The sequence below is a fragment of the Ruegeria arenilitoris genome (genome assembly GCF_013030985.1).
Taxonomy (GTDB): Bacteria; Pseudomonadota; Alphaproteobacteria; order Rhodobacterales; family Rhodobacteraceae; genus Ruegeria; species Ruegeria arenilitoris_B.
Window position 1 is genome coordinate 48,885 of the sequence record NZ_WPYP01000005.1, and the last position, 13,976, is coordinate 62,860.

A 13,976-nucleotide genomic window follows, 5' to 3' on the forward strand; every position below is an offset into this window, starting at 1 on the left:
GGATCAGCCCTCCTTTTCAATCTTTGTCAGGCAGTCGCGCAGCGCCAGCCCGTATTCATATTTCGCCGGACAAGCAAAGCCGACAAGGCCCAGATCCTCTTCGTCCAGCTCCAGCGCACCAAGTGCCTGAGCGGTATCGGTGTCCATCACCAGCAGCGCCCGCAGCAGCTGTGTCGGCAGGTAGTCCTGCGGCATCAGCTCTTCGAACGTCCCCGTGGGCACCATAGCGCGGCGACCACCATTAAGGTTGCTGGTCAGTTTGTAGAGCTTGCGCGCAAAGGCCGAGCCCAGCACCGGCTGGATCGCGAATTTCGACGGCATCGGAAGAATCCAGCCCATAGTGTGCTGGTCGTGGTCTTCACGAATGATCGAAATCTGACGGGCAAAGCGCCCCAGATAGGCGGTCGGCCCGTCGGCCTGCACACCAGACAGGATCGAACCCGAAATGACCCGGGCAGTGCCGTCCACATCGATCTCATCGCGGGTCAGATCATCGGTCGAGGCACCCATGACGGTGCGGATCAGACGCGGTCGCCGCGCACCAGGACCGCTGAGAGCGATCACGACGTTGGGGTCCAGATGCCCGGTTTGGAACAACCGGCCAATCGCGATCACGTCCTGATAGCCGATTGTCCAGACCTGCTTGTCACCCGCCAGCGGCTCGAGGAAGTGAATATGCGTGCCTGCCAGACCTGCGGGATGGGGTCCCGAGAAAGCCGCGGCTTCAACACCCGTCACATCTGCGCCGGGAATGGAGTCACCGTCCTTTTGGCACAGATAGGTTTTGCCCTCGGTCAGCTTGGTGATCACGCCCAGACCTGCGGCAAAAGCCTCGCCAGCGTCGGCGATGATCACCGCCGCATCAGCCGCCAGAGGCTCACTGTCCATCGCGGTGACGAAAATCGCCGCCGGTTTGCTACCCGGCACCGGCATCTTCGAATAAGGCCGTGTGCGGAAGGCCGTCCACAGGCCTGCTGCGCACAGCTTTTCGGTGACACCTTCTGCGCTGTCCGCGTTGCCCATGCCCGAGAAATCGATACCGCTGTCGTTGGGGTCAGAAACCTCGATCACGACGCTTTGCAATACACGCCGGGCACCACGGTTGATGTCGACGACTTTACCGCTAAGCGGGGCGACCATCATCGCCTCGGGTGCGTCCTTGTGACAGAACAGCGGTGTACCGCGCTGGACCACGTCACCTTCCTGAACCAGCATACGCGGTTTCAGGCCAAGGTAGTCGCCCCCCAACACCCCGACGGTGTTAAATTCCGGTCCCGGATGGATGGTTTGTTCCGGCGCACCCTGCACCGGCAACTCCAACCCTTTTTTCAGTTTGAAAGTTTGCATGTTGCTACTGTCTTCCAAGCCTCTTTACCTGCGCCAGCCCTGCCGACACCTATTCAGGGTCAGACAATAACGCGGGATTTCTAGACAGTCGTCGCAAAAGCGTCGAAATGCGTCCGAATTCCGCGGGCGTAATTCTGATTGGGGGTCGTTTACGCGGGGATGATACTAAAAGCAAACCTGTTACCGTCTAAACTGCCCTTTGAATGGCACTTTCCTCGGCAGATTTACGTTTTGTCGCAGCTCAATTTGCGTGTCGCACCCGGAAAGCTTCCGGTGTAAGCACATCCAATGGAACAGACGAGCGATCTTGAGATTTTTCTGGTGGCCACCCCGGGCCTTGAGGCACCTTTGCACGCCGAAGCTGTCGAGAAGGGATTCGCAGGCGCCAAAATCGTACCCGGCGGGGTAAGCTGCCGCGGTGCCTGGCCCGAGGTCTGGCGCGCAAATCTGTGTATGCGCGGGGCCAACAAGGTTCTGGTCCGTTTGGGCAGTTTCCCTGCAGTTCACCTGGCGCAACTCGACAAGCGGGCGCGCAAGTTTCCCTGGTCCGATGTCCTGCGCCCCGATGTTCCGGTCAAGGTCGAGGCCACCAGCCGCAAGTCGCGTATCTACCACGCAGGCGCCGCCCGTCAGAGGATCGAGCAGGCGATCACCGGCACGTTGGGTGCTCCGATTTCGTCGGACGCGGGCCTGCGGGTTTTGCTGCGCATCGAAAAGGACATATGCACCTTGTCCGTCGATACCTCGGGCGAACCGCTGCACAAGCGCGGCCATAAGCCGGCCGTTGCCAAGGCGCCGATGCGCGAAACGATGGCGGCGATGTTCCTGCGTGAATGCGGATACGACGGGTCAGAGCCCGTTCTGGACCCGATGTGCGGTTCGGGGACATTTGTCATCGAAGCGGCCGAGATCGCTTTGGGCCTGAACCCAGGACGGTCGCGCCGTTTTGCCTTCGAAGACCTGCAGGGGTTCGATTCGAAAGCCTGGGCCGCAATGCAACAGAACGACCCACGGTCAGAAACGGACATGGTGTTTTATGGGTCGGACCGAAACACCGGCGCTGTGGACGCGGCCGCCACCAATGCCGACCGCGCCGGAGTTGCAGCACACACCCTATTTCAGTGCAAGTCGGTCAGTGACATCAAACCTCCGGCAGGTCCCGTGGGTCTGGTCATCGTGAACCCGCCCTATGGCGCCAGAATCGGGGACGAAAAGCGCCTGCGCTCTCTGTATGGCAGTCTGGGAAAAGTTCTGATGTCACGGTTCAGCGGTTGGCGTGCAGGTATCGTGACCAGCAACCAATCGCTTGCCCGCGCAACCCGCCTGCCTTTGCTGGCCCCGGGCCCCGTCGTGGATCATGGTGGCACGAAAATCCGGCTCTACCGAACCGATCCCCTGCCCTGATGGGAAATCAGCGTCAATCGTCCTCCGGGAATTCCTGCAAAGGACTTCAGAATCCCTCTTGCACATCCAAATCCGCGGGTATAGATCACCCGCCACGGTCGGAGTGTAGCTCAGCCTGGTAGAGCACTGTCTTCGGGAGGCAGGGGTCGGAGGTTCGAATCCTCTCACTCCGACCAATAAAACAAGGCGCCAGCGGGCGCCTTTGTTGTTTTCAAGACAGTGATCCGAGGTTCGTTGAACCTGAGCACTAACCGAATGTCATCGCGCTGGCAGCTTTACGCAAAAGCTCCGGGCTAGAGCGATGCTGACAATGGGAAAATGCGGTGGGAAAAATCAAACAGCTGAGATGTTTAGCCATTTGGTATCAACCCATTCTAACTCGGTCCATCTATCCGGGCGGAAAAACGGCGGTTTTTTTCACTGTTCCATAGACAAAGCTGGTATCGATCGAAGCTATCCCACCGATCGGATGAATTCTGTTTCGAATGAAGTCTTCATAAGCCTCGAGGTCCGATACCAAAACCCGCAACTGATAATCCATCGCCCCGGTCAGCACGTGGCATTCCAGAACTTCTTCAATCATCCGAACACGCTTTTCGAAGTTTTGAACGTCCGTTTCATTGTGCCGCTCTAACCGGATACGCACGAAGACGGTAATGGCCATCCCATACGCGGCAGCATCTACGTCGGCGCTGTATCCCTTTATAACTCCGTTGGCTTCAAGGTTTTTGACCCGGCGCAAACACGGTGACGGGGACAGGTTCACTTCGTCGGCAAGATCCTGGTTCGTCATGCGCCCGTCCCGCTGCAGCGCTCGAATGATCTGCCTGTCCTTCGCGTCCATTTCACCCTCACCCTTAGCATAATCTGCCAACTTTTGCCTTATCATTGGCATACTTTGCAATCATTAGCTCAAAGTTAAGGCGCAAACTAGCTCCAACATGATTCAGGAGCTTGTAATGACTCGTCCAACCGGATTTGCCACCCGCGCCATTCACCACGCATATAACCCTCTGGAAAACGACGGCGCTCTGACACCACCGCTACATTTGACGTCCACGTTTACCTTTGAAACCGCAGAGGCTGGTGGAGAGATGTTCGCCGGTGAGCGTGAAGGTCATATCTACAGCCGTATTTCAAACCCCACATGCGACCTTCTGGAACAACGCATTGCCGTGCTTGAAGGCGCCGAGGCTGGGCTGGCACTCTCAAGCGGCATGGGGGCGATCACGGCCGTGCTTTGGACCCTGCTGTCGCCTGGTGACGAAGTCATCGTGGACAAAACGCTCTATGGCTGCACCTTCGCATTCATGCGCCACGGTTTGGCGAAATGGGGGGTCACGATCACACATGTCGACATGACAGACCCCGAGAACCTGAAAGCAGCAGTTTCTGACAAAACCCGCGTTGTCTATTTCGAAACTCCGGCCAATCCGAACATGCGCTTGGTGGACATCGCCGCGAGCGCCGAAATTGCGCACTCGGTCGGCGCAACGGTTGTCGTCGACAACACCTATGCCAGCCCGTATCTGACCCGCCCGATTGAACACGGGGCAGACATCGTGCTGCACTCTGCTACCAAATACCTCGGCGGGCATGGTGATGTGGTTGCCGGTCTGGTTGTCGGGTCCGCCGAACAGATTGCTGAGATCCGCCTTGTTGGGATGAAGGACATGACCGGCGCGGTAATGGCCCCTTTCAACGCAATGCTGATCCTGCGCGGTCTGAAAACACTGAACCTGCGCCTGGATCGTCACTGTGCGTCCGCCAAGGTTGTCGCGGACTTCCTCGAAGCACATCCCGCCGTCGGCGAAGTTTACTTCCCCGGGCTTGAGAGTTTCGCCCAGCATGATGTCGCGCAGCGTCAGATGTCCCAACCCGGCGCCATGATAGCGTTTGAAATCAAGTCCGGCCTGTCCGGTGGGATTGAATTCATGAACCGCCTGAACATGATCCAGCGCGCGGTGTCCCTGGGCGATGCAGAGACACTGATCCAACACCCCGCATCCATGACCCATTCGACGTATACGCCGGAAGAGCGGGCCGAGCATGGGATCAGCGATGGCCTGATCCGTCTGTCCGTCGGGCTGGAGGATGTCGAAGACATCCTTGCAGACCTGGAGCAAGCTTTGCCCTACCCTGCCCGCAGCGCCGCCTGAACCCGGAGACCGCCATGCACATTGATCCCACCCAACTTAAGATCGTGGAGCAGCGCCTGCTCTGGTTGTCGCATTGGATGATTCACCATGCCAACCACGTCCGACCGAAGGTGGATGGGATCAAGATCGGCGGCCATCAGGCTTCGTCTGCTTCGATGGTATCGATCATGACCGCGCTCTATTTCTCGGCCTTGCGTCCAGAAGACCGGGTTGCAGTCAAACCCCATGCCTCGCCAGTTTTTCACGCGATGCAGTATCTCATGGGCAATCAAACGCGCGAGAAGATGGAGAATTTTCGCGGGTTCGGGGGTGTGCAAAGTTATCCCAGCCGGACCAAGGATATCGACGATGTTGATTTCTCGACCGGGTCAGTGGGTCTGGGTGTCGCGATCACCTCGTTTGCCTCGATCATTCAGGATTACATCAAGGCCAAAAGCTGGGGCTCAGACGCCCCAATGGGACGTATGGTGGCCCTCGTTGGCGATGCCGAACTGGATGAAGGCAACGTTTACGAGGCGTTGCAGGAAGGCTGGAAGAACGACCTGCGAAACACGTGGTGGATCATCGACTACAACCGGCAGTCATTGGATGGGATCGTCCGGGAAGGGCTGTTCGAACGGATCGAGAAAATCTTCGATGCGTTCGGTTGGGATGTCGTGCGTGTTAAGTATGGGGTTCTGCAACGCGCGGCCTTTGAAGAACCCGGCGGCAACCGCCTGCGTGACTGGATCGATGCGTGTCCAAACCAGGACTACTCCGCTTTGACTTTCATGGGTGGCGCGAACTGGCGTCAGCGACTCTTGGACGATCTGGGGGATCAGGGAGAGGTGACCGCTCTGATCGAACGGCGCACGGACGCGGAACTTGCTGCCCTGATGGAAAACCTTGGCGGCAACTGCGTCGAGACCATGGCCCAGACATTTGCAGCCATCGATCATGATCGCCCGACATGTTTTCTGGCCTACACCGTCAAAGGATGGGGCACCCCCATTGCCGGCCACAAGGACAATCACGGCGGGCTGATGAACAATAGCCAGTTTGCCGCGTGGCAGTCGCATATGGGCGTGCCGGAAGGCGAAGAATGGGAGCCGCTTTTGACGGTACAAGACCCAGACGCGCTCAAGGATTTTCTGGCCAGCACCCCGTTCTTTGCCAAGGGTCCGCGCCGCTATTTTGATGACAAGCTGGATGTGCCGCCAATCGAGATTGACACCAGTCGCGAGACCTCCACCCAGATGGCGTTTGGCAAGATCCTTGACGAGCTGTCAAAAGACGACAGCCCATTGGCCGAACGCATAATGACAACCTCCCCAGATGTGACGGGCACGACAAGCCTCGGTCCTTGGGTGAACAGGCGCAAGCTATTTGCCCGATCCGAGCAAGCCGACGCCTTCATGGAACACCGGATCCCTTCGACGGCGAAATGGGAATTCACGCCGGACGGGCAGCATATCGAGCTTGGTATCGCCGAAATGAACCTCATGCTGCTTCTGGGTGCCGCAGGGCTGTCGCATTCCCTGTTCGGCAAGCGGCTGATCCCGATTGGCACCGTCTATGATCCTTTTGTCAGCCGCGGCCTCGATGCGCTGAACTACGCCTGTTATCAGGACGCGCGCTTCATGCTGGTTGGCACACCATCGGGCGTCACCCTCGCACCCGAAGGTGGAGCACACCAATCCGTTGGAACACCGCTCATCGGGATGAGCCAAGACGGGCTGGCCGCTTTTGAACCCGCCTTTGCCGACGAGCTGGCGGTGATCATGGAGTGGGCCTTTGATTACATGCAGCGCGACGGCGAAGGGCAACCGGACGAGCGCACCTGGCTGCGCGATGAAACCGGAGGGTCCGTCTATCTGCGCCTGACCACCAACCCGATTGAACAACCAGGCAAGCGCGTAGACGACGAATTCCTAAAAGGTGCCATCGATGGGGCTTACTGGTTACGAAAACCAGGACCCAATTGCGAAGTTGTAATTGCCTATCAAGGAGCCGTCGCGCCAGAGGCAATCAAGGCCGCCGGCATGATTGGCGAGGGCCGTCGCGATATCGGTGTTTTGGCCGTGACATCGGCAGATCGTCTGAATGCCGGATGGACCGCCGCCCAACGAGCGCGTTCTCGCGGTAACCAGGCGGCACGCTCTCACATCGAAACTCTGATGTCCGACCTACCGCCCCACTGCAAGCTTGTCACCGTAATCGATGGTCATCCTGCGACTCTTTCCTGGCTTGGCGCAGTGCTTGGACATCAGACCATACCCATGGGCGTCGAGCACTTTGGTCAGACCGGAACGATCGGTGATCTTTATCGCCACCACTGCATTGACGCAGACGCTATCCTGGAGAAAGTGAATGGCCTGACTCATGGCAGGGCTCTTCACCGTGCATAGATGGGTTGGATTGGTTGGCAAATCACCTCAGAAAAAAACAGCGCTCCGTTGACTAAAAACAATATCTTGGCTGTCTTTACCAATCTTCGGGAGGCAGGGTCGGAGGTTTGAAACCACTCACTCCGATCAATAAAACAAGTTGTCAAATGCAGAGGTATTTTCTGACTGACGGATGCGCAGATGTCGCGTCTTGAGCCCTTCTTCCCAAGGCCCCACGGCAAGCCTCGAGTTGATGATAGACGCGTTCGCAGCGGAATTACCTTCATCGATCGCAACGGTTTACGTTTGGCGTGATGTACCCAAGGAATACGGGCCGCACAAGACGCTCGATATGGGGTGCGAGCCGGCGCTGCTACAAGTTGCAGAGAACGTCGGCAGTGAACCCAGAGTGACAGATGCTGCATTAGCGAGGAATGGCAGCGGTACGTAAATGCGGACTCTGCAAAGTTGAACGAACGGCGCACACTGGACTTTGATCACACTCTGCCACGGCGGTGCAGAATTCTCTAAACCGGTCGGTGATCGAATTTGCAGCTGGTAGAAAACTGTTCACATTTTGACTGTCATCGCAGGCACCAGTCACTCGGTCAAAAGAGCCGAAAGCTCATTCGCCCCTTTTTGCAGTATGCCCAGAAACGACATCAGACTGTTGACGTCATGACGTTGTGTCGGTGCGTGAACCGAAAGCGTGCCCACCAATCGGCCTTGCCCATCCTGAACGGGTACAGCCAGCGCAGTCATTCCGGTCATGAATTCCTCGTCATCGGTTGAATAACTATTCTCAGAGATACGTTGGATCTCCGCGCGCAATGCCTTGGGATCAGTCAGCGAGCGTTCGGTTTGTGGCTGCAGATGTCCTGCCGAAAGAAAACCATCCAGCTTTTTCTGCCGTAGCGTGGACAGGTACATCTTGCCGCTGGCGGTGCAGTGGAAGGGCACTTGAGTCCCGACCGGGAGTTGAATTCGCAGAGGCCACTTGGTTTCCACCCGGTCGAGATAGATCATACCCTCGCGGTCTGGAATGGCGAGGTTACAAGTCTCACCGACAGTTTCAGCCACACTGCGCAAGATTGCCAGTCGCGCAGTGCGCAGGTGTTCGGATGACATGGTATTGACCGAAAGCCGTCGCAACCGGTGTCCTGGGCCATATGATCTGCCATCCAGATCTCGCTGCAGGAAACCTTCGGCTTCGGCGGTTTGCAGCAGACGGTGAATAGTTGGCTTGGCCAGACCCAATGCCTCGATCAGGTCCGATGGTTTGACGGAAACTCCCCGCCGCGCCACCTCCTCGAGGATCAGAAGAAGGCGCAAGTTGGTCGGGATATGAGTTTCTTTGTCTTGTGTTTCCGTCTCGGCCATCCTGCAACAGTCTAGTTATTTGGCAGCAGGATCAAGGCCAGATCGGGCACAAGTGACACTAAAATCCAAACCGACAGAAGCGCCACCAGATAGGGCACCGTATACCGAAGCAATCGGAAATAGGGTACGCCTGTCACTCCCGAGGCCACATAGAGGTTTAGCCCATAGGGCGGAGTGATGAACCCAATGGACGCCCCCACAAGGAAGATCACCGAGAAATGGATTGGATCAATCCCAACCGAGCCCGCAATTGGTGCAAGAATTGGGGCGAGAATTATGGTTACAGGCAGGCTTTCCAAAACCATTCCCGAGAAGAAAACGATAACCATCGAGGTGAACAATACCGCGTAGTACCCACCCATCGAGGTGACGAAATCTCCGATGGTTTGCTGCGCGCCAAGCAATGACAGGATCTGCTGCATCACCACCGAAATTGCGATCAGCGGCGCAAGGATACCAGTGATCTGGGCCGAGCGGATCACGATCGAAGGGATCTCGGGGATGGTGAAGCCTTCAACCACAAACATCTCCGCGAAGGTTTTTTCTGTGGGCGGAATATCGTTTCGGGCCCCCATGATCCGGTTGATAGGATAGCTGACCAATCCGGCGATTACGCAGAAACCTACGGTCACGCCAGCGGCCTCGGTGGGTGAGAATTTGCCGGTATAGATGCCCCATAGAACCAGACCGATGGCAAAAAAGCCCAGCCACGCACCGAACGCGGTTTTCAGAACCCGGTTCAGTTGCAACGGGATAAGATGGCCCCAGCCATTCATGCGGCAGATGATCCAGCAGGCGAATTGCATCCCCATGACCATCAGCGCACCGGGCAGAATACCCGCCACGAACAACTCGGAAATAGGCAGGTTCATCAAAAACCCGTAAACGATGAAGATAATGGACGGCGGGATAATGATCCCTACGGTGCCTCCCGCTGCGGCGGTGGCCGCGCTGAACCGTTCGTCGTAACCGCCCTTGACCATCTCGGGGTGCAGCATCGAGCCAATGGTCGCGGTTGTTGCCGAGTTCGACCCGGAAATCGCCGCGAACAACCCACAGGCGCCCAGTGATGCCATGGCCAACCCTCCGCGTATCCAACCCAGACAGGAATAGGCGAAATCGCTGAGCCTCCGGGCGATGCCGGACTTGTTGATCAGGTCTCCGGTCAGGATGAACAGCGGCATCGCCAGCAGAGCAAAGCCCTTGTTGAACACGTTCAATAGCTCGGCGCCCATATTGTCCAGCGTCAGACCCAGGACGAAGGAACAGCCAATAACCCAATAGCCGATGACCAGAAGAACCGGCACGCCCAGCATGAACAGAAAGGTGACCCCAAGCGAGATCAATGTGACCATGGTTCCGTCTGTCATCAGTCTGCTCCGATCACGGCCTGCTGGATCAGAGGCTCGCCAGTTTTCCAGTTGTGTAGATCATCGGCCAGGTTCTGAAACACGCGCCCGACCATGAGGAAGAAGGACAGCGGCGCGGCCAGAAGGAACCACCACTGCATAATGTTGTCCGTGCCGAGTACGATCTGGAAATTGGACGCTGAGAGCGCCACCAGTCGCGTGGTCGTCACGATGACGATCACCGCAAAGATGAACCAGAGTACAGCGTCGAGGATTAGACAAGCCAGTTGCCCGGCCCTCGGCATCGCGGAGCGAAACTCACTGAAGCTCAGGTGCGTACGCAGGCGGACATTGTAGGACGCCCCAAACCACGCCATCACCATGAACAACAGAGGGGGAATTGTGGTGGACCACGGTTCTTGGTCGTTGAACACGAACCGATCGATCACGCCCCAAAAGATGATCAGGGCAATGGCAAGATAGGAATACACCATAACTGACCGTTCCAGGTGTCGTTCGACTAAGGGCACTGCCCGATAGATCAGCATGATCACAAACCCGCCAAGGGCCGAGACCACTGCCCCCAACGCCCAAGTGGCATCGGATTCCAGCGCGGATTGAATCTCGAACGAATCCTGGCTGAGAAAGGCGCTGAGTATCGCCCCTATATCTGCCCAAAAAGACATGTACCCGTCCTCCCAGTCGGTATTTGGTTGAACCGGCCCGCCTGGGGCCGGTTCGGTTCAGTTTATCAGGCTTCGCCTCTCCACCAACGGCGCGGCTCAACGTTTTCCGGCAGTGTGTCAGCCGGAATCTCGCGCGCGATGTCGTAGATCTCCTGATATGTATCGATACCGCCGGACCACTTGTTCAGACGCTCGCGCCACTGCGCCCATGGCTCGGGGTTGTAATTTGGAGCACACATCTCTTCGGCCAGCTTGATCTGGTCATCCGCCAGGAAGGCCGGGCGCACACCGTTTTCGGCAAAGATTGTGTTGGGCAGTTGCGGGTCCGAGAAGCCTACGGTGTTCAGCAGCGCAGCCTCGTTGGCACCTTGAATCAACGCCTGCGTAAAGTACGAGGATTCCATGACTGCATCCTGCAGCTCACCGCCCAGCCCGTCGAAAACCTTGGCGGACATTGAGGTGTGCTCGGTACCGCAGAAGAATTTCAGGTTCACCGACTGCGACACAACGGGCGACATGTTGGCGTAAGCCACGGCAGAGGCCCATGTTTCGGCGCCGTCGATCAGACCGGTCTTCAGCGCGTCCAGCGTTTCTTCCCACGCCACAGGAACGGGGTTCAGATTTAGAAGCTGCATGGCGATACGGCCCAGCTGCGTACCCGTTACCCGGTTCTTGGTGCCGAACAGCTCTTCCAGCTTGGTGACTGTCGGTTTATCCGAAAAGGTCGAGCCCATTTGCAGCCCGCGCAGTTCACAATGGGTGAACAGGAATTTCAGACCGTGCCGTTTTTCCAGCGGATCGCGCAAAATACGCTGGCTCGCCGGGCTGTAGAAGAAGTGGTACTGCGCAGCGCGACTGGGGAACATATAGGCGTAGTCCAATACGTTCAGATAGGGCGCACCACCAGCCGAGTTTTGAGTCGAGGCGGCATAGATGTCGACGATCCCCTGCTGGGTTTTCTCGACGCAGCTCAGCTGACCGCAGATCTGGTTGTCGCCGATGAACTCGATGCGAATCTCACCGTCCGTGCGCTCCTCCAAATCGCGCGCAAATTCGATCGCGCCCGCGCGTTCGATCAGCAGGTTGCGTGTATTGAAGCCTGATGCACCAAATTTCAGCGTGTGCTTCGGCTCTTTTGAAAAGCGCTTCTCGTATGTTGATTCGGCGGCCTGCGCGAGGTTCGCCAGGCTCATCGCGCCACCAAATCCCCCTGCCGCCAGCAGTGTCGAACTCATTCCATAGCGCCCGGCCACGCGGAAAAAATCCCGCCGCGAAATACCACTTAGTTTCCGACCGATCTCCATTGCTTACCTCCCTGTTCGCAAATAATGAGACATTTTGTATCAAAAAAGGCTAGTATAAATCTTGCATCTTGCATAGAGTTTTTTTCAACGACGTTGTGAGGAGGCGGTCATGGAAGTTGATTATGCAGTTGTTGGCGCGGGGTCTTCGGGCTGTGTCATTGCCAATCGGCTGAGTGCCGACCCCAACACAACTGTTGCATTGCTCGAGGCAGGTGGTCGCGATACCAACCCGTGGATTCACATCCCCGTCGGCTATTTCAAAACAATGCATAACCCTTCGGTTGACTGGTGCTATCGTACCGAACCTGATCCGGGGTTGAACGGCCGGTCCATCGACTGGCCACGCGGCAAGGTTCTGGGCGGCTCATCCTCGCTGAACGGCCTGCTCTATGTCCGCGGGCAGAAAGAGGACTATGATCGCTGGCGGCAGATGGGCAATGAAGGTTGGGGATGGGACGATGTCTTGCCCCTGTTCAAACGCAGCGAAGATCAAGAACGCGGTGAAGATGAGTTTCACGGCGTTGGTGGGCCTTTGTCTGTGTCGAACATGCGCATTCAACGCCCCATCTGCGACGCTTGGGTTGCCGCGGCGCAGGCCGCAGGCTACCCGTTCAATCCCGACTACAACGGCGCTGAACAAGAAGGCGTAGGTTATTTCCAATTGACCACCCGCAACGGTCGTCGCTGCAGCGCTGCTGTGGCCTATCTTAAACCCATCCGAAGTCGTTCGAATCTGAACATCATCACCAACGCATTGGTGACACGCGTGGTTTTGGACGGAAAAAAGGCGACCGGGCTGGTTTACCGGGACAGGTCGGGGGTCGAGCAAACTCTGAAAGTTCGGCGCGAGATTATTCTGTCTGGCGGCGCTATCAACTCTCCTCAGATTCTAATGCTGTCAGGAATCGGCGACCCTGACCACCTGAAGGAAAACGGGATCGAACCGGTCCACGCCCTGCCTGGCGTCGGTAAGGGCTTGCAGGATCATTTGCAGGCGCGATTGGTGTTCAAGTGCAATGAACCAACACTGAATGATGAAGTCCGCAGCCTGTTCAATCAGGCGCGGATCGCTCTGAAATACGCTCTGTTCCGTGCCGGGCCTATGACCATGGCGGCCAGCCTTGCCACCGGCTTTATGAAAACACGCCCGGATGTAGAGACACCCGACATACAGTTTCACGTCCAACCCTGGTCCGCTGACAGCCCGGGCGAGGGCGTACATCCGTTCTCGGCCTTCACAATGTCGGTCTGTCAGCTGCGCCCGGAAAGCAGGGGAGAATTGCGCTTGAACGGCCCGGACCCGTCCAAACATGTCAAGATCATCCCGAACTACCTATCCACGGATACGGATTGCAGGACCATCGTCGGCGGAGTGAATATCGCGCGCAGGATTGCCAAACAGAACCCTCTGGCCTCGAAGATATCGGAAGAGTTTCGACCGACGGCAGATCTGAGTCACGACGATTATGAAGGCACACTTGATTGGGCCAGATCCAACACCACGTCGATCTATCACCCAACCGGCACTTGCGCGATGGGAAGCGATGACATGTCTGTTGTTGATGCAAAACTAAATGTACATGGAATAATGAACCTACGGGTAGCTGATTGCTCGATTATGCCGGAAATCGTCAGCGGCAACACTAATGCGCCAGCAATTATGATAGGTGAAAAGGCAAGCGACTTGATAAATGCAGATGGCTAACAGGCCTATTTTTGGGCGTTCAAGTACTGCACTTGTAGAGAGAGACATACGCAGCCCTGGGTCGCGAGCCTGAATGCCCCTGATGGTCTGGCTGCAGAGACTGCGACGGTGCACGCTATTAGCTGCTAAGTCCACTCTCCTGCCGTTCGAGAGTGGTACATCCATCTTCCGCTTTCCGCAGTTTGCGATGTGCCGCGCAAGCGAAAGGCTGAAGCATGTAAAATGGCGGGAAAGGGCTCATTCCACCAGTTGACTCGATCTGCAGAGAATGGCTGC

At 57.0% G+C, this 13,976-nt stretch carries 10 protein-coding genes, 1 tRNA gene and 1 pseudogene; 6 read left to right on the forward strand and 6 right to left on the reverse strand.

The annotated features are described in order from the left end of the window. Positions 1-3: 3 nt before the first annotated feature. Positions 4-1,347 (reverse strand): Na(+)-translocating NADH-quinone reductase subunit A, encoded by a 1,344-nt coding sequence (locus tag GOX88_RS11750; RefSeq protein ID WP_170401648.1) that lies wholly within the window; start codon positions 1,345-1,347, stop codon positions 4-6. A gap of 288 nt (positions 1,348-1,635) precedes the next feature. On the opposite strand from GOX88_RS11750, the gene GOX88_RS11755 reads away from it, so the two are divergent. Together GOX88_RS11755 and GOX88_RS11760 are read left to right on the forward strand one after the other, a co-directional pair. Further along, positions 1,636-2,751: a THUMP domain-containing class I SAM-dependent RNA methyltransferase gene (locus tag GOX88_RS11755; RefSeq protein WP_170401651.1), complete on the forward strand. Its 1,116-nt coding sequence runs from the start codon at positions 1,636-1,638 to the stop codon at positions 2,749-2,751. A 99-nt stretch (positions 2,752-2,850) separates the two neighbouring features. Further along, positions 2,851-2,927: transfer RNA gene (locus GOX88_RS11760), tRNA-Pro, on the forward strand. 212 nt (positions 2,928-3,139) lie between these two features. On the opposite strand, the gene GOX88_RS11765 is transcribed toward GOX88_RS11760, so the two are convergent. After that, positions 3,140-3,595 carry an Lrp/AsnC family transcriptional regulator gene (locus tag GOX88_RS11765; protein WP_170401654.1) on the reverse strand — a complete coding sequence of 152 codons (456 nt, stop codon included), beginning with the start codon at positions 3,593-3,595 and terminating at the stop codon, positions 3,140-3,142. A 115-nt stretch (positions 3,596-3,710) separates the two neighbouring features. Between GOX88_RS11765 and GOX88_RS11770 the strand changes: the two genes are divergently transcribed. From GOX88_RS11770 to GOX88_RS11780, 3 genes and pseudogenes are all read left to right on the forward strand, one after another. Further along, a complete protein-coding gene (locus GOX88_RS11770) occupies positions 3,711-4,910 on the forward strand; it encodes a methionine gamma-lyase (RefSeq protein WP_170401657.1) in 1,200 nt (399 codons plus the stop codon). Between the two features lie 14 nt (positions 4,911-4,924). Continuing rightward, positions 4,925-7,297, forward strand: a complete 2,373-nt coding sequence (locus GOX88_RS11775) for a 1-deoxy-D-xylulose-5-phosphate synthase N-terminal domain-containing protein (protein WP_170401660.1) — start codon at positions 4,925-4,927, stop codon at positions 7,295-7,297. Positions 7,298-7,477: 180 nt separating this feature from the next. Further along, positions 7,478-7,625: pseudogene (locus tag GOX88_RS11780) on the forward strand (transposase); the annotation flags it as partial. A gap of 251 nt (positions 7,626-7,876) precedes the next feature. Here the strand turns inward: GOX88_RS11780 and GOX88_RS11785 are convergent. The 4 genes from GOX88_RS11785 to GOX88_RS11800 form a co-directional block, all read right to left on the reverse strand. Then, positions 7,877-8,656: an IclR family transcriptional regulator gene (locus GOX88_RS11785; RefSeq protein WP_170401663.1), complete on the reverse strand. Its 780-nt coding sequence runs from the start codon at positions 8,654-8,656 to the stop codon at positions 7,877-7,879. Positions 8,657-8,667: 11 nt separating this feature from the next. Further along, positions 8,668-10,026, reverse strand: a complete 1,359-nt coding sequence (locus GOX88_RS11790) for a TRAP transporter large permease (protein ID WP_170401665.1) — start codon at positions 10,024-10,026, stop codon at positions 8,668-8,670. Continuing rightward, on the reverse strand, positions 10,026-10,691 hold the full coding sequence (locus GOX88_RS11795; protein WP_170401668.1) for a TRAP transporter small permease: 666 nt from the start codon (positions 10,689-10,691) through the stop codon (positions 10,026-10,028). Before GOX88_RS11795 ends, GOX88_RS11790 begins: the two co-directional genes overlap by 1 nt. Before the next feature lie 65 nt (positions 10,692-10,756). After that, complete coding sequence (locus GOX88_RS11800) at positions 10,757-11,995, reverse strand: TRAP transporter substrate-binding protein (RefSeq protein WP_170401671.1); 1,239 nt, start codon at positions 11,993-11,995, stop codon at positions 10,757-10,759. Positions 11,996-12,104: 109 nt separating this feature from the next. On the opposite strand from GOX88_RS11800, the gene GOX88_RS11805 reads away from it, so the two are divergent. Then, positions 12,105-13,700: a GMC family oxidoreductase gene (locus GOX88_RS11805; RefSeq protein WP_170401674.1), complete on the forward strand. Its 1,596-nt coding sequence runs from the start codon at positions 12,105-12,107 to the stop codon at positions 13,698-13,700. Positions 13,701-13,976 lie beyond the last annotated feature (276 nt).